Below are 15,798 nucleotides of genomic sequence, written 5' to 3' on the forward strand. Positions count from 1 at the left end.
GGTCTTATCTTGACATATCTGGAACGTTGTTCCAAGATTCATGGAACAACGTTCCAGGCTGGGAGTCATCATGAATACAGAAGTGACGATTGTCGGCGCAGGGCTCGGCGGACTTGTCCTCGCTCGCGTGCTCCACATCAACGGGTTCTCTGTGGTCATCTATGAGTCCGACGACTCGGCGCAGGCGCGTACCCAGGGCGGGCAGCTCGACATTCACGTGGACGACGGGCAGGCCGCGCTCGCCGAGGCCGGCCTCACCGCGGAATTCCGCGCGATCATTCACGAGGGCGGCGAGGCCACGCGTGTGGTCGACACCGAGGGCGCGGTGCTGTACGAGGACGAGGGCACCGGAACTCGCCCGGAGGTTCTGCGCGGCGACCTTCGGCGAATCCTCATCGAGTCCTTGCCCGAGGGCACAGTCCAGTGGGGAAAGAAACTTGCAGGCGTCACACCCCTCGGCGACGGCACCCACGAGTTGGCATTCACGGATGGGTCGACGGTTGTCAGCGCCCTTCTCGTGGGAGCCGACGGTGCGTGGTCACGTGTGCGGCCGCTGCTCTCGAGCGCTGTACCTAAATATTCCGGCGTCACCTTCGTCGAGACCTACCTGACCGACGTCGACCAACGGCATACTGCCGCATCCAAAGCCGTGGGAAGCGGTGCGATGTTCGCGCTCAGCCCCGGCAAAGGGATCTCGGTTCACCGCGAGGCAGGCGACATTCTGCACACCTATGTTCAGCTGAAGCGGTCCGAGAAATGGATCAACGACATCGATTTCGCCGACGATGCCGCAAGGGGCCGGAACGCAGCTCAATTCGACGGCTGGGCCCCCGAACTGACCGCGTTGATCACCGAGGGTGACACGCCGCCGGCCACGCGGATGATTTACACGCTGCCGAACGAACATCGGTGGGAACGTGTGCCGGGGGTGACGCTGCTCGGTGACGCGGCGCATCTGATGCCACCGTCCGGCGACGGCGCGAACCTGGCGATGTTCGACGGTTCCAAGCTCGGTAAAGCGATCGCTGAGAACTCGGGCGATGTCGAAGCGGCGTTGGTTGCTTACGAAACGGAGTTGTTCCCGCGCAGCGCCGCCGCCGCCTTCGAGGCGCACGAGACGTTGGACCTTGTCGTCGGCGACACCGCACCCTTCGGATTGATCAAGCTCATCTCAGGCGCGGGCTAGGGTCTATTTCGACGGCCGTGGTGCCGGGAGCCGAAGCCAACGGTCACATTCGGGCGACCCGGTAAAGAACGGCTCGTCAAGAGCCGCTCTCGTCCTTCGTCTTGTCGGTCTCGTCGGCGTTGTTCACCTGTTCGGACGCTGACTCCGATGCGTCGCCGTCGAGCTCGCTCCGCGATATGCCGGTGCTGGACGCCGCGTCGTCGACGTACTTCTTGGCGTCCTTGATTGCCTCGTCGGCGCGTTCGATCTTGTCTGTCATGGCCCGGCTCCTCCTCGATGGCGATGAATCATCCCGTTCGACTGCTCGGTTACCCATCACGGAATTGTTTATGTCCGATCTCGGCGTCGAATCGTAGGTGTACGGATCTCGCCTCCGGGATAACCAACAGCAATGATCGAGATGTGCGACGAAGGAGCAAGGATCAGCCTGTGAACAGTCCGTTGACAGTGACGATAGGCCGCGAAGAACTGGTGATCAGGCAGCGCTGGGAGGTGGTCAGCATCGTCAACGACATCTTGATCGCCGTATGGTTCATCATCGGCAGCGTCTTGTTCTTCGACGAATCGACGGCCACCGCCGGCACGTGGCTGTTTCTCGCAGGGAGTGTCGAGCTGCTGATACGTCCGGTGATCAGATTGTCGCGACGGTTGCACATCAAAAGAATCAGGTCCTCGGGCAGTTCCGGCGATTCCGGATACGAATTCTGAGATCGTGCAGCCGGTATACGACGACACCCCTTGAACTCTTGTTCGGAGGCGCAAAATTACTCTGTTCGGCATCGACGTCAGCAACCATCAGGGCAACTTCGACTTCGCCGCTGCGCGGCGAGAGGGATTCGCGTTCGCGGTCCACAAGATCTCGGAGGGCGACGGATACCGCGATCCGTACTGGCCGTGGGCGCGGGTCGAGATGGCACAGTATTTTCCGAAGCGTTGGGGCGGCTACGTGTTCTGCCGTACCGACGTCGATCCGGCGCGCGAGGCACAGTTGCTCCGTGAGCATGCAGGCGGCATCGACTTTCCGTTGCAGATCGACTACGAGGACACGACCAATGGTGGCTCGGTCGACGATCTTCTGAGCCGGATCGATGCCTATCGGGCCGTCGGGTTCGAGCACTTCCTTCCGGTCTACATTCCGCGATGGTTCTGGGAAACCCGCATGGCCGGCGGCGCCCTCGATCGGTTACCTGTCGGCGTGTGGAACAGCGACTACGTCGGTGGTCGGGATTACGCGTCTCGGCTCTACCCCGGTGACGACTGGGCGCCTTCCCGTGGCGCCGATCGCGGCGGTTGGGCGGACATGGGTGGAAAACCTGTTCGACTACTGCAGTTTTCGGAATCAGCCGTGGTGGCCGGTCAATCCATCGACGCCAATGCATTCCGCGGCAACGAGTCTCAGCTCGACTCGTTGTTCGAAGTATCCCATGAGGAGGGTGAGATGACTGACGAATCTGCTGCAATCGCAGCGCAATTGCTCGGATCCGACGGACGGGGATTCGAGATCCTCGGGCGTGCCGTCGAAACCGACCCGTCCCGTGACAGATTCCTCACCGAGGCGGTCGCGGTGATCCTGACCCAACTCGCGGGTGGGCCCAATTTCGAGGGCTGGGAACAGCTCGGCGACGGCGCGGACAGTGCTGCTCCGAGAAGGACTCTCGTCGACGCGCTCGCGCACATCAAGAAGCAGAACGACGAGATCCTCGAACTCCTCCGGCGAATACGGGAGTAACAAAGGTTCGAACGGCCGCTGGCCTTGCGTTCGGAGCGATGTCGTGCCATCCTCGGAACTATGACTACAGGAAAGGCGGACTCCGCCACTCTCGCGTGAGCCCCGTATCGCATGCCTCGGAAAATTCTTGTCGAGGCGTCAATTCTTCGCTGGACACGATCGACACCATGCGCGACGCATGGCTCGCCATCGGTCTCTGCACCAATCCTTCCGATCGATCGACGGCAGAATCCGCTGTTGCGCAACTGTATCGATGGTCCGGTTGTCCCGAACCCAACTTCGTGTGGGTGCCGTCCCCGCCTGCGGCCGCGCAACTGATCGCTTCCGAAGGTTTGGCCGGGCCCCTCGACCTGGGCGGTGAGGGTATCCATCGTGCGCCTGCACGCATCGCTTCGCTGATTACTGCGTCGCGTGAGCGGATGGACAAACGGATCGACAGTCGAAGACCGTTGCTCGACGAGCGTGCAGCAATTGCCTCGGCGAGGAAACTGCCGTCGCAGGATGCGTTGGACAAAGGTGTCAGGCCGGATCTGATACTGAGATCGGCCATTTGGGACTCCCTGCGCACCAGTCTATTCGACGGCGTGGCGACCGCTATCCGGACGTTGCTCCCCCCGTTCCTCGGCGGTGTCACGTGGTACGGCCAGCAGGAGTCGCACAGGTTGGCGTTCTACGACGCTTATCGTCGCACCGGTCTTGCCCGGTACCGGTCCGGCGATCACGACATGCTGGACGTAGTCACCGCTCTGGCACGCTCGACCGGATGGTGGTGGGCCTTCGATGATGTCTGCGTCATGGCGGAGCGTCCCTGTTCTCTGTACACCGAACGCACGCCCGGGGGAGTGCACAACGAGCGTAGGTTGCATCGACCGAGTGGGCCCGCGATCGAATTCTCCGATGGTAGTGCGGCTTACGTGATAAACGGAACGATTGTTCCAGACTGGGTCGTGCTGGATCCGACCGTCGAACGTATCGCAAGGGAACGCAAACTCGAGGTCCGACGAAGTGCCATCGAACGTATCGGATGGTCTGCCTATATCGATGAGGCGGGACTCGATCTGATCGACTGCGCCGATGACCCCGGCAACCCCGGTTGTACTTTGCAGCTGTTCGCGATGCCGGACGGATGGGGGCTCTCCGGTCGGATTCTCCTCGTCGTCAACGGTTCTCTCGAACGGGACGGCCATCGCCGACGCTACGGCCTACACGTCCCCGGTTGGATTCCGTCGGCCCTCGATGCCGGAGGCTGGACCTATGGCATCAGCGGTGCTGACTATGCGCGGCTCGTCCGGCGCACCTGAACCACTACTACCCAAGGTGAAAACAGTGAGCATGAACACCATGAATATGACACTCTCGGATCTCACCGCGCTCAGCGGTCTCGACGTACTCGATCATCTCGACCAGCAGGTGTCCGTACCCGTCGTCGACGGGCCGCAAGCGCAGGGAGACCTCATCGTCGTGCCGCACGAAGTGCTCGTCGATGTCGTGAAGATCGAACGATGGTCCTCGTCGTTCAGCGTCCCACGATCGGGGATCGAACTGCTGCGCAGCGCGGCGGGCGGTAATCCGCACAGTCTGGTCGCCGACGATGGCGAGTGCACGTGGATCACCGGCGTCCGGGACAGTCGCCGCCTGGCTCTCGGAATCCTCGATACTCGGGTGGTCGCATACCTCATTCATCCCGAGCATGGCGCCACCGGAATTGCGCCGGGCCGCTATGTAATCGGCCGTCAACGAGAGAGCGGCGGGCTCTACTCTCAGGTGCATCTGGTGGCCGACTGAGAGCGTCGGAGATTTCGGTGCAAGGTGGTTTGTCTTTGGTCGAGGCTGGCAGACTGACAGGATGAAGGCAGTGCGTTTCAGCCGTTTCGGCGGTCCCGAAGTCCTCGAGCTCGTTGACCTCATCGATCCTCATGCAGGTCAAGGCCAGGTCCGTATCGCAGTGCGCGCAGCAGGTGTCAACACGAGCGATTGGAAGAAGCGGCAGGGACTGATGGACGAGGAGCTCCCGCAGACTCTGGGGTACGAGGCGGCGGGCATCGTCGACGAGATCGGCGACGGAGTCACGGGGGTAGCCGTCGGCGATCGGGTGTTCGGGTTCTCCGACGACGGCATTGCTCAGGCAGAGTTGGCGGTGCTCACGCACTTCGCGCCGGTTCCGAAGTCGCTCGGTTTCTCCGATGCCGCAGCGCTGCCTGTGGCGTTGGAGACAGCGACACGGGCGCTCGACCAATTAGGTTTTGCTGCAACATTATTGGTCAATGGTGCATCGGGGAGCGTGGGAAGCGCAGTAGTTCAGCTCGCGGTGGCGAGAGGTTCGAGGGTGATCGGCACTGCCAGCCCGGCCAATCACGAGTACCTTCGCTCGCTGGGCGCCGAACCGGTGGTGTACGGCGAAAGGCTTGTGGACCGGGTTCGCGCGCTGGGGCCTGTTGACCGGGCCCTCGACGTCGCAGGCGGCGGCGTCCTGCCCGAGCTCATCGAACTCACGGGCAGCGCAGACCACGTCGTGACCATCGCAGACTTCGCGGGTGCTCAGCAATGTGGGGTGCGGTTCAGTCGGGGCGATTCTGGGCGTGCGCTGCATGTGCTGGACGAGATCGGCGCGCTCATCGAGACCGGCGGCTTCCAGGTTCCCGCTGTGCAGAGTTTCGCTCTCGCCGATGTCGCGGCGGCTCATCGCCTCGGCGAGCGCGGTGGTGTACGCGGAAAGATCGTGCTGGTGACCGGCTAGGCCAAGTTTCGGCCGGTTGTGGATCGGATATGTTCCGGAAGCTCACCTTCCCGATCGCCGGTATTCATCGTGCTCGACGGTTCGAGAAGCAGCACGCTGGCTCCGTGTTCGGATGCTGGTTTGTGTTCTGTGCCTCTGGGGACGGTGAACACCGATCCCTGGTCGAGATGCACGGTGCGTTCCTGGCCATCTGGTTCGCGCAGTGCGATGTCGATTTCTCCGTCGAGAACGTGGAAGAACTCGTCGGTTTCGAGATGCCGGTGCCACACGAATTCGCCTCGAATCTTGACTATCCGCACGTCGTAGTCGTTGATGCAAGTGACGATCCTGGGGTCCCACTCGTCCGTGAACGAGTCTAAAGCGAGTCGAAGATTCACTGGTTCCGTTGTCATTCGTTGATAATGCATGTAGATAGTTACCGGACGTGAGTGCTATGAATTGCACATGCCGAAAGAAAACTCGCAACCCCGGAGGCCGGCACACCGCGTTGTTGTCATCGTCGACGAGAACTCGAATCCGTTCGAAATGGGCTGTGCAACCGAAGTGTTCGGGCTGGATCGGCCGGAGTTGGGCGGAATGCTCTACGACTTTCAGTTGTGCGCTCCGGAATCGGTCATCCGAATGCGCGATGGATTCTTTTCGTTGACCGCTGTTGCGGATCTGAGCGCTGCAGACGGCGCGGATACGTTGATCGTTCCGAACCGTCCCAATGTTGATGTTCCGCGGCGCCGTGAAGTGCTGGACGCCATCCGGCGAGCACACGACCGCGGTGCTCGTCTCATCGGGTTCTGCAGTGGCGCGTTCACTCTCGCCGAGGCGGGAGTCCTCGATGGTCGACGAGTGACTGCCCATTGGCAATGGGCGGATTCTTTTCGTCAGCGGTTTCCTGCGGTGACGTTCGAGGAAGCTGTCCTGTTCGTCGACGATGGTGACATCCTCACTGCAGCGGGGAGCGCCGCAGCTTTGGATCTCGGTTTGCACGTCGTGCGATTGGATCATGGTGCTGAGGTCGCGAACTCGGTCAGCCGTCGCCTCGTTTTCAACGCCAACAGAGACGGCGGGCAGAAACAGTTCATCGAACAGCCAGTTCCCTCGGTGGCCGAGGATTCCATGGCGGTGATTACGCTGTGGGCTCTGGCGCATTTGAGTGAACCGATCACGGTTGCAGATCTCGCTCGGCGTGCACATATCAGTGTCGCGACCTTGCATCGTCGTTTCGTGGCGCAGCTCAACACCACTCCGTATGCATGGCTCAATCGTGAGCGTGTTCGGTTGGCGTGTCGGCTGATCGAGCGGGGCGATTTGGATCTGAATGCGGTGGCTGCAGCCTCAGGTGTGGGAACGACCACCACTCTCCGGACTCTGATGCGCCGAGAAACTGGTCTCACACCCTCGGCATATCGGCAGCGGTTCAGCGCGATCTGACCGATCTCGAACCGCCCGCACGAAGATGCCGCCCGGTCGGATAACCCTGAGCAAGAGTCTGTTCGTTGTAGTCCGGTGAGTGGCCCGCACATCGGGTTTTCTATCCTCCTTCCGGCGGCTGCGTCGCGTTCTAGGCGGCAGGTTCTCGTCTTCGGTGATAGCTGGGTCTTGGCTTGCGCTCCGGGTTTTCGTTTGTTGCGGGCGGGATGACGAAGGGGTGTCCGTCTTTCCCCATTGCGAGTGCCCAGCCCTCCTGATGAACTCGACGATGGCAGTCACCGCAGACCAGCGCCAGGTTGGTCAGGTCGGTTGCGCCGCCGTTCTGCCAGTACGTCAGGTGGTGGACTTGGCACCACCGGGCGGGGCGTCCGCACATGACGCAGCAGCGGTCGCGGACGATGACCGCGTTGCGTTGTTCGGGTGTTGCGAGGCGAACGGTGCGGCCCATCGCTAATGGAACGCCGGCGTCGTCGACGATGATGGGCGTGAGGTGCGCGTCGCAGCTGAGAAGCTGGGCGAGGCTGTGGCTGATCGGCCCGGTCCATTCGAGGTTGAAAGGCCAGTCCAGATCGCCCATCGACGGCGCTGTGCGTTTTATGTCGGCGGTGCCCTCGCCGCTGTCGCTGTCGCCGTCGTCGGGGCCCGTCGTGCTGGAAGCAGTCTTGGAAACCGTCGATTCAGCATCTTCATGGCGGCCCGGTTTCATGAGGTCCCCTAGGTTCACGACGACGTTGACGTGTGGTCGAGCGGGCCCGCTCTGGCGTGTTCCGGTGCACGGATCGTGATCGAGGTGTCGGGAAAGGGCGTCGGCATTTCTTTGCGACGAGTTTCTGGGGTCGCGGGTGCCGTCGGGTGCAGGTTGCGGTTTCGATAGTGGCGAGAGCACAGCCCTGAGCTTTTCCGCGAGGACTTTGTCGAGGTCCCCCTTGAGGACAGTGCGGCCGTTGGCTTGCAAATACATGTCGAGCTTGTTCAGGGCGGGATTCTCCGACACCGGCGGAGGGGGTGGACCGACCGGCCCAGGTTGGGGTCCGTCATCCTCGGGATTCGGACCGTCGTCGTCAGTGTGGTGGTCGTCCGTGTCGTTGCGATCGGGGCCGTCGTGATCGGGGTAGGCGTCGCGCCGTTCTTCTTCTCGCCGTTGCTGTTCGCGCTGAGTCTGCTCGTACCGTTCACGGGCATCCCGGCCTGCGGCAAGCCCGACTTCATGGGAGCGAGTCATGACCTTGCCGGCGGTGCTGTCGAAGGCAATGCTGAGCAGTTCTGTAACGACGGCGGCGAGCGCCTCGGCGGTCGATGTCGGATCGCAGGTCCGGACATGGTTGAAGCCGTCGTAGATTGCGTTGACATGCGCGAGGTGAATATCACCGTCGGCGAGCGCGTTGGTGACGGCAGGCCACTGACTGGCCCAATTCGCGACGTCGAATTGTCGGTCGCCGTTTCCGTGGGTGACGCGGGTGCCCGCCGCGAGCCAGCGTCCCGGGGTCGAATATTTGAGTCCGACGTTGATGCCTCGGCGTGAGAACTGGGCCAGCAGCGCGTATTTCTTTGCTGCCAAGCTATTTTCAGCGTGGGTGAGTTCGGTGATGCCGGATACGATCTCCTGATCGGAGAGCGCGTCGGCGCTGCGGTCGTCGCCCAACTTCTGCATACCGAGAAAAGTACAACGACCCTCCGACAAGAACTTCAGGATGGAGGGTCAGCCGCATCTCGGGCATCGGGTGGAGACACATCACCAGCGGTCGTAGATCGACGATCCCTGTTGGTAGTCGTCGTCATTCCGGTGCACCGGGGGAGGCGTTGGTGGTGGTGGTGGCGATGCTGACGTGATCTTGTCGATCAGACGCACAACACGGTAGTCGTCGGTCAATTCCCGACGAATGTCGGCGGCGGCCATCTGGGCGTCGTCGAGGGCGGCAGAGTGGGTATGGGCGAGAAGCTGCGCGGCGACGTCGGGGTGGAGTTGCGAGAACCACTGCGTCATGGACAGATTGGTGATTCGGCCGTCGACCGACACCTCCATCGTAACTTCACCGTTGCGGGCAGTCGCACGTCCGCGCACCGAACTCAGCGCCTTCTGCACCCGCGCTGCCTTGGCGGTCAGCGGAGTGAAATCCTCGGGATCGTTCGACACATATCCCCCTTCCCGCGTGCGCCCTCCCCGACGCTCGGTCAGATTAGCAGCAGCGGGGTGCGCGCTAATGCGAGATAGCCTCGACGCATGCGCCCGACGGCCCCACTCACCCTCGCTCTGGTGGGTGCGTGCCTGTTGATCACGAGTTCGTGCTCCTACGGCCTGCAGGTGGTCGGGATCGACACGGTGTCTTTCACGCCGCCCAGCGCTGATGTGGTGGCGGCGCCCGAGTGCATGGCCGAGGACATCTTCACCGCGCTGACAGGAATGGGACCGTGGGATCCCGCCATCGCATCGCCGGCGCCCGATCCCGGATACCCACCTGTCGGGTTCGATCCGGTCGAAGTTGTGCGATGTGAGAACGGAGTGAGCGATCAAGGGTTGATGTCCGTCGACTCGGTTGTACTGCAGGGTGATATCGACGCAGTGGACGAGGCATTCTCGGCGAAGTCGGTGCGCTATGCCGACAACATTTCGGCTAGCTGTGTATACGCACCTGAGGTCCCTGCTGGACTGTGGTTGGTTGACGCCGAAGGCCGGGCATTCCGGCCGGTGTGGCCGTCCGGCCCGTGTGGCCTCCAGGAACAACCGTTGCGGGCTCTCCAGTCGCTGGACGAGGTCTCCCGCTCGGCCCACCCCACAGGCGTCGTCGACGGCAATCGCTCATGCGCAGGTACCAGCGGCGAGGCGTACTTCGAGACAACGACGGTCGACGATGTCGCGGCGAGTGCTCGGTGGGAGAGTGAAACGGGCCAGGTGCTCCCGCCGACGTTGGTGATGCCGATCAGCGATGTAGCACTGCTGCAGATCTGCCGTTACCACGCGGCCGAAGCCGAAGCGGGACAACCGAACGACCTCGTGCCGGGATCGTTGCTCGCGGTGAGTCGACCGGGGAGCGCAGAGTTGATCGACAAGCTCGTGAATGCCCCGATTGCGCGGGCCTGCTCGCAGCAGGCGACACGAATCGCGTCGATGACTCTCCTTCGGCCGGATGGCTCGGGGGGCGCGCGGGTACACCTCGAATTGGACGGGTGCACTCGGGTATCGGGATTCGGTGCCGACCGTCAGGTGCCGGCGGACGTCCTGGAGATTCTATTGCGGGACGACTGAACGCTCCGGGGGGCGGTTTTTTACCTTCGCGCGCCGACGGGAGAATTACAGGGTCCTGGGGACCTCCGCCGGAGCCGTGCGTGAAGCCCTCGCGCGAGTGGAGGTCTGCGTCGGGAAGCTACAGTTAACCGACCATCTTGAACATGTTCAAATTCTGACGTACGGTGTTTGAACACGTTCAAAAAAGGGGGGTGTCGATTCATGGTGGTGCGTACGACGGAGACACGCGACAAGGTCGTCGAGGTCGCCTTGCGGCTGTTTCGTGACGAAGGATTCCAGGCCACAACCATGCGCCGGATCGCCGACGAAGCCGGTGTCTCCCTGGGCAACGCGTATTACTACTTCGCGGGCAAAGACGAACTCGTCCACGAGTTGTATGTGAGGATTCAGCGCGAGCACCGCGCCCGCGCCCTCACCGTTCTGGTCGAGGGTGGCTCGTTGGCCGATAATCTTGGCGCTGTTCTTCATTCAGGGCTCGACGTCATGGCGCCGTACCACGCATTCGGCGGGTCGTTCATTCAGTTGGCTCTGCCTGCGAAGTCGAGTTCCAGTCCGTTCTCCGAAGAATCGTCCGACGCCAGGTCCATGGCCGTCGATCTGATGCGGTTGACCCTGATCGCGTCGAAACAAAAGATTCCGGCATCGCTGAGCGACAGCCTCCCGACGCTGCTGTGGATGACCTACCTGGGTGTCACCCTGCATTGGGTGAGCGATTCCTCGGACGACCAGGCGCGTACCCGGACGTTGGTCGACGGCCTGGTGCCGATCGTCGCCAAGTCGGTGAAACTTGCCCGGCTCCCGGTGGCGCGCGGATTGGTCACTGATGTGGCCGGTCTTCTGACGCGGATGACATCACGAGAAGGGTTGTGAAGATGAACAATTCACCGTCGACAGTCGTGATCTGCGGGGCGAGCGGCTACATCGGTCAGTTCCTGCGCCGAGCCTACGAGGAGCGCGGGGTTCATGTACGCACCATTGGCCGCGGTACATCCAGCGACGCGGCATGGTCCGATCATGTCGGGTTGGTGGGCGTACTCGACGGCACTGACCTGGTGATCAATCTCGCCGGCCGTTCGGTGAGCTGTCGCTACGGCAAGAAGAACGCCGACGACATCCTGTCCTCTCGCGTGCAGAGCACTGCAGCACTTGGCCGCGCATTGGCGGATGCGGCGCACCCTCCCGAACTGTGGGTCAATGCCAGCACCGGAACCATCTATCGCGATTCGCGTGACCGGCCGATGGACGAGCGGACAGGCGAGATAGGAACGGGCTTCTCGGTCGAGGTTGCCCGATCCTGGGAACGTGAGGTGTTCGACGCCGACGTGGCGGTACGTAAGGTGGCGCTTCGCCTTTCGATCGTATTGGGTGCAGGCGGAGGGGCCATCAATCCGATGATCGACCTGGCCAGGCTGGGGCTGGGCGGGCGTATGGGAGACGGTCGTCAGATGTTCAGCTGGGTCCACGTGGCCGATGTCGCGCGGGTGATCGACCACTTGTTTGTGCGCGATGATGTTTCGGGGCCGGTCAACGTCGCAACGCCATTCCCGGTGACCAACAACGAGATGATGAAGCAGGTGCGTGCGGCAATGGGGCGTAGCCGCGGACTCTCAACGCCCGCATGGCTGCTCCAGTTCGGTGCGAGAATGATTCGCACGGAAGCCGAACTGGTCCTGAAGAGCCGCTGGGTGCATCCTGGTGTGTTGACGGATACAGGCTTTGGGTTCGAGTATCCCTTGTTGGCAGACGCCCTCGCCGAGATCGCTCGGCAGACTCCGCGTGGTCTTTTGCCGGTTGCGCTTGGGTGAGCCTATTTGGCGTGGATCCCAAGTTCGTCGCAATCCCGGACGTGCACTACTCCGATCTCCATCCGCCTGCCACGTACGCCGGTGAAGAAGAACCAAGCTCACCTCAGATATTGTGTCGCACCCATACATTCGGCTCGGTGTAGACCGCAGTGCCGTGTTTCAGGTCGCACAAGACAGGCGTCAGTGCGCCTGGAACTTCGACAGGACCTGCCCGGTCGAAGGAGAGGCCGGTCCACTCTCGCCATTCGTCGAGAGTTCCTGGGATGACCATCGATCGTACGGCGACGCTGTCGATTACTCCTCCGGCACGGACATGTACTCGAAGCCACGGATCAACAGGCAACCCATCAGGGCGAGTTCGATGGGCATAGGTCTCCATCGTCTCGTAAATGTCGTTCTTGCCGTTCGGTCTGAGCGGCGCGACAAGCTCGCCGTAGCCGAGGCGTCGGGCGTTCCTGCCGAGTTCCGCGAGCATTTTCGACGATAGTCCGCGACTCTGCTGTCCGGGAGCGACCGAAATTTCAAGAGCGCAGACAGAGTTGGGTGTACTCCCGCCGATAAGGCTGCGTCGTATTGCGCCGTCCCAACCGTCGGTGGGAAGTGGTTCACCCTCGGGGAGATACAGCGGAATTGAATAGGCGACGGCGACCACGGCACCGGAGCGGTCTTGGCACGCGAGCACGTAGTCGGCGAACAGCTTGATAGTGATCGGGTTGTAGAACAGCGTCGCGATGGGGTCTTTCGTCATGAACGTCGGCCATGAGTTCGGCATCGCAGCAATAGCATCGGCAAGGTCGGGTCGCGAGGCGAGAACGGAGACCGTTGAATCCATAGCCCTATGGTGCCGCGACGTCCGCGGGTAGTCCAACAAGAATTTAACCTTGCGCTTAATTAACCCATCGGTTTACTATAGCTTCATGGCGACCGACCAACTGAGCAGGACCTTCTCGGCACTCGCTGATCCAACCCGTCGTGCGATTCTCTCCAAGCTCTCGCGCGGGGAGGCGACGGTGAACGACATCGCAGCACCGTTCGCGATGAGCCTGCCCGCCATTTCGAAGCACCTTCGGGTGCTCGAGCACGCTGGACTTATTTCCCGCGGCCGCGACGCACAATGGCGCCCTGCACGGTTGAATGCCACGCCTCTGGAACCTGCTGCCGACTGGATCGACGGTTACCGCAGGTTCTGGGACCACAGTTTCGACGCTTTGCAACAACACCTCGCACAAGAACAGAAGGGCAACACCCATGACTGAACCAATCGGCGCCTACCTCACACGCACGTTCGCGGCACCGCCGACGGCCGTCTTCGACGCCTGGGTGACCCCTGCATCGTTCGCCACCTGGTGGGGCGGCAGCGAAGTGATAGTTCCCCTCGACTCCGTCTCGATGGACGTTCGCCCCGGCGGTACCTGGAAGGCCACACTGATCGTCGGAAACGGCATGCCCGAATTCCACTTTCGCGGCGAGTACCTCGAAGTCGATCGACCGAACAAGCTCGTCATGACATTGACCGACGAACCCGGCGACGAACGCGAGGTCCTCACCGTGATCTTGACCGCGGTGGACGGCGGCACCGAAATGCAGTTCAGTCAGACCGGTGGACATCTCACGCCTGAGCAGTACGCAGGTACGGCGGATGGTTGGGGCGTTGCTCTCATGGCGCTGGATGCGCTTCTCGCGGCCTAGGGCATGCACAGATCTGCTACATGCCGAACTACTTCGCGTACGACGCCAACTCGGGCTCGGCAGCGACCGAATCCTCGAGGAAATGTCGGGGCACGCCCGTGAAGTACTCGAAGTTGGACGACGCGCTGTCCGCCGAAAGAACTAGTTCCGGCATGAGCGTGGTGAGGCACAGGTCTTTCGAGATTCTGGATCGGACGGCAGGCCCGTCGTTCTCTAGAGCGTCGAGCACAATGTTGTAGGCCACGTTGTCCCCGAGAATCGTGAAGTGCTCGACGGGTCGAAGCGGGCAAATATCTTGTACCGCAATGTTTGTTGCGCCGGTGAGCGTACTTGCATGTGGTTGCGGGTAGATCAGCTCGTCGAATTTGGTGTAGATCGAGGTATAGCTGGGGCCGTCGGGCAGCGGTCGCGCTTGAAGAGCGTTCAGGTAGTTGGATCCGCTTGCAATCTGCCAGTTGGCAGGCGGAAACTTCTTGGCCTTGTCGCAACCGTTGCGTGCTGAGTCGGTGCCGTTGTACGGCGTTGCCAGTGAAATGAAGTCCGATACCAGTGACGGTAGATCGGGCCAGAACTCGAGTGCCCACAGCTCGTTCAGCGGTCCGTGCTGGTGGCCCATCATCACTACTTTTCGGTTACTCTCGGCAGCCATCTTCCGCACGGCATGGACCACATACTCGGCCGAGACTTGGAGGTCGGAGTACCCGTCATTGGGAAGGGACAGGCTGCACACCGGAATGCCAAGAGCCGGAAGTGATTGCAGGTAGTTCCAACCGAACGACTGCTGATCGGTCGCGAACGCGGGCGTCAGCAGCACCGGATCTCGATCCACGCCATGAAGGTCGGTGGTGCAGGTGAGCGCTGAGTCGAGCTGATCGACTTCGACGGTCAACGCCGGCCCGGCAGCGTCGGCGGACGCGATTGCTGAATTTATGGTGAGGGCGAACAGCGCCGCCGCAGCGAGCGCCAGTGTTCGGATCTGCATAATTTCCTGACGTGGTCGGTTCCGCCAGTCTGTTCCGCAGTGCGCACGTAGGTGTTGAAACTGATGATCGTTGGGAGGACTCCCACAGATGTCTCCATCTGTGGGAGAAAGTCCAATCGTGAGCCGGAGGTCAGTACAAAACACGAGCGTCGAACCTAGTGGCCTTGCGATTCCAGCTCGGCAACCGGGATATTCCTTCAGCTCCCCGCGCAGTGGCCCCTAGCCCTGCAGAATCTGGTGCGAGCGGTCGTTCTGACCGGCCGCACCTGCACGAACAGGGGTCTGACTGTGTGGTGAGTGCTTCTCCTGCCTGGGTTGGATAGTGTTATCCATCAACGTCTCTCGACATTGCACAGAACAGGAGTCTTCGATGACTGACTTCGGTCGGCTGTTGGCCGTGACCATCGATTGCCCCGAGCCCAGGCTGCTCGCCGAGTTCTACCAAGGGTTGCTCGGCGGAGATCTGCGTTCGACGAATCCCGACTTCGTGGTGCTCACCAGTGGGCACGGCGGCCGTTTGGACTTTCAACGAGTCGACAACCCGAAGCCGCTTCCGTGGCCGAGTGAAGATGCCGCCAGTCGGCTGCACCTTGATTTCATTGTCGACGATCTCGATGAGGGCGAGCAACGTCTGCTCGAACTCGGCGCCGTGCGTGCCGAGTTCCAACCTGGCGAGGGCCGGTTTCGGGTCTTCGTCGATCTCGCGGGGCACCCGTTCTGCATTGTGACCCAACCCGCGTAGGTGTGATCGACGACGAGGCGAAGGTACGTGCGGTTGCACACCGATCACTTCCTAACGACCGAAGCTTTCGTTGTGAGCGATCGGCGGCGTTGTAAGACGAGCTCGAGAAACTCCAAACGCATAGTCGGTCTACTGGCGTGTCCCCGGTGAACGGGGCCATTTTGTTTTAGAGTCTTGTTGCCCGTGAACTGGGCGGATAGGACGACGGAGAAACATGGCTGGACGAAAGCGCAACTCTGCTGAAGACATCGTGCGCAAA

19 protein-coding genes are annotated in these 15,798 nt (G+C 61.7%); 13 read left to right on the forward strand and 6 right to left on the reverse strand.

Annotated elements, in window-relative coordinates:
• Window positions 1–70: 70 nt before the first annotated feature.
• Entirely contained in the window at window positions 71–1,186 is a 1,116-nt protein-coding gene (locus QMK17_RS20205) for an FAD-dependent oxidoreductase (RefSeq protein ID WP_283511083.1), read from the forward strand.
• A gap of 76 nt (window positions 1,187–1,262) precedes the next feature.
• Here the strand turns inward: QMK17_RS20205 and QMK17_RS20210 are convergent, their stop codons facing one another.
• Window positions 1,263–1,445: a hypothetical protein gene (locus QMK17_RS20210; protein ID WP_283511084.1), complete on the reverse strand. Its 183-nt coding sequence runs from the start codon at window positions 1,443–1,445 to the stop codon at window positions 1,263–1,265.
• A gap of 170 nt (window positions 1,446–1,615) precedes the next feature.
• Between QMK17_RS20210 and QMK17_RS20215 the strand changes: the two genes are divergently transcribed.
• The 5 genes from QMK17_RS20215 to QMK17_RS20235 all read left to right on the forward strand — a co-directional run bounded on the left by QMK17_RS20215 (window position 1,616) and on the right by QMK17_RS20235 (window position 5,652).
• Complete coding sequence (locus tag QMK17_RS20215) at window positions 1,616–1,894, forward strand: YrhK family protein (RefSeq protein WP_283511085.1); 279 nt, start codon at window positions 1,616–1,618, stop codon at window positions 1,892–1,894.
• Window positions 1,895–1,964: 70 nt separating this feature from the next.
• Window positions 1,965–2,915, forward strand: coding sequence for a glycoside hydrolase family 25 protein (locus tag QMK17_RS20220; RefSeq protein WP_283511103.1), 951 nt, complete (start codon window positions 1,965–1,967; stop codon window positions 2,913–2,915).
• Between the two features lie 167 nt (window positions 2,916–3,082).
• Window positions 3,083–4,216 (forward strand): DUF6745 domain-containing protein, encoded by a 1,134-nt coding sequence (locus QMK17_RS20225; RefSeq protein WP_283511086.1) that lies wholly within the window; start codon window positions 3,083–3,085, stop codon window positions 4,214–4,216.
• Between the two features lie 31 nt (window positions 4,217–4,247).
• Window positions 4,248–4,700 (forward strand): hypothetical protein, encoded by a 453-nt coding sequence (locus QMK17_RS20230; protein WP_283511104.1) that lies wholly within the window; start codon window positions 4,248–4,250, stop codon window positions 4,698–4,700.
• Window positions 4,701–4,761: 61 nt separating this feature from the next.
• Window positions 4,762–5,652, forward strand: a complete 891-nt coding sequence (locus tag QMK17_RS20235) for an NADP-dependent oxidoreductase (RefSeq protein WP_283511087.1) — start codon at window positions 4,762–4,764, stop codon at window positions 5,650–5,652.
• On the opposite strand, the gene QMK17_RS20240 is transcribed toward QMK17_RS20235, so the two are convergent.
• Window positions 5,649–6,044 (reverse strand): cupin domain-containing protein, encoded by a 396-nt coding sequence (locus tag QMK17_RS20240; protein ID WP_283511088.1) that lies wholly within the window; start codon window positions 6,042–6,044, stop codon window positions 5,649–5,651. The genes QMK17_RS20235 and QMK17_RS20240 overlap by 4 nt on opposite strands.
• Before the next feature lie 52 nt (window positions 6,045–6,096).
• On the opposite strand from QMK17_RS20240, the gene QMK17_RS20245 reads away from it, so the two are divergent.
• Window positions 6,097–7,077, forward strand: coding sequence for a GlxA family transcriptional regulator (locus tag QMK17_RS20245; protein WP_283511089.1), 981 nt, complete (start codon window positions 6,097–6,099; stop codon window positions 7,075–7,077).
• Between the two features lie 130 nt (window positions 7,078–7,207).
• Here QMK17_RS20245 and QMK17_RS20250 read toward each other — a convergent pair whose 3' ends face one another.
• The gene (locus tag QMK17_RS20250) at window positions 7,208–8,728 is read right to left on the reverse strand and encodes an HNH endonuclease (RefSeq protein WP_283511090.1); all 1,521 of its coding nucleotides are present in this window, start codon (window positions 8,726–8,728) and stop codon (window positions 7,208–7,210) included.
• 81 nt (window positions 8,729–8,809) lie between these two features.
• Window positions 8,810–9,211, reverse strand: a complete 402-nt coding sequence (locus QMK17_RS20255; protein ID WP_283511091.1) for a YbaB/EbfC family nucleoid-associated protein — start codon at window positions 9,209–9,211, stop codon at window positions 8,810–8,812.
• A gap of 87 nt (window positions 9,212–9,298) precedes the next feature.
• Between QMK17_RS20255 and QMK17_RS20260 the strand changes: the two genes are divergently transcribed.
• From QMK17_RS20260 to QMK17_RS20270, 3 genes are all read left to right on the forward strand, one after another.
• A complete protein-coding gene (locus QMK17_RS20260) occupies window positions 9,299–10,321 on the forward strand; it encodes a hypothetical protein (RefSeq protein WP_283511092.1) in 1,023 nt (340 codons plus the stop codon).
• A 201-nt stretch (window positions 10,322–10,522) separates the two neighbouring features.
• Window positions 10,523–11,191 (forward strand): TetR/AcrR family transcriptional regulator, encoded by a 669-nt coding sequence (locus QMK17_RS20265; RefSeq protein ID WP_283511093.1) that lies wholly within the window; start codon window positions 10,523–10,525, stop codon window positions 11,189–11,191.
• 2 nt (window positions 11,192–11,193) lie between these two features.
• Complete coding sequence (locus QMK17_RS20270) at window positions 11,194–12,126, forward strand: TIGR01777 family oxidoreductase (RefSeq protein WP_283511094.1); 933 nt, start codon at window positions 11,194–11,196, stop codon at window positions 12,124–12,126.
• Window positions 12,127–12,229: 103 nt separating this feature from the next.
• Here the strand turns inward: QMK17_RS20270 and QMK17_RS20275 are convergent, their stop codons facing one another.
• Window positions 12,230–12,958: a hypothetical protein gene (locus QMK17_RS20275; protein WP_283511095.1), complete on the reverse strand. Its 729-nt coding sequence runs from the start codon at window positions 12,956–12,958 to the stop codon at window positions 12,230–12,232.
• An 85-nt stretch (window positions 12,959–13,043) separates the two neighbouring features.
• On the opposite strand from QMK17_RS20275, the gene QMK17_RS20280 reads away from it, so the two are divergent.
• On the forward strand, window positions 13,044–13,382 hold the full coding sequence (locus QMK17_RS20280) for an ArsR/SmtB family transcription factor (protein WP_283511096.1): 339 nt from the start codon (window positions 13,044–13,046) through the stop codon (window positions 13,380–13,382).
• Window positions 13,375–13,815, forward strand: a complete 441-nt coding sequence (locus tag QMK17_RS20285) for an SRPBCC family protein (RefSeq protein ID WP_283511097.1) — start codon at window positions 13,375–13,377, stop codon at window positions 13,813–13,815. Before QMK17_RS20280 ends, QMK17_RS20285 begins: the two co-directional genes overlap by 8 nt.
• A gap of 28 nt (window positions 13,816–13,843) precedes the next feature.
• On the opposite strand, the gene QMK17_RS20290 is transcribed toward QMK17_RS20285, so the two are convergent.
• Complete coding sequence (locus QMK17_RS20290; RefSeq protein WP_283511098.1) at window positions 13,844–14,797, reverse strand: lipase; 954 nt, start codon at window positions 14,795–14,797, stop codon at window positions 13,844–13,846.
• A gap of 370 nt (window positions 14,798–15,167) precedes the next feature.
• Between QMK17_RS20290 and QMK17_RS20295 the strand changes: the two genes are divergently transcribed.
• Complete coding sequence (locus tag QMK17_RS20295; RefSeq protein WP_283511099.1) at window positions 15,168–15,539, forward strand: VOC family protein; 372 nt, start codon at window positions 15,168–15,170, stop codon at window positions 15,537–15,539.
• Window positions 15,540–15,798 lie beyond the last annotated feature (259 nt).

The sequence above is a fragment of the Rhodococcus sp. G-MC3 genome, from assembly GCF_030063335.1.
Lineage (GTDB): Bacteria > Actinomycetota > Actinomycetes > Mycobacteriales > Mycobacteriaceae > Rhodococcoides.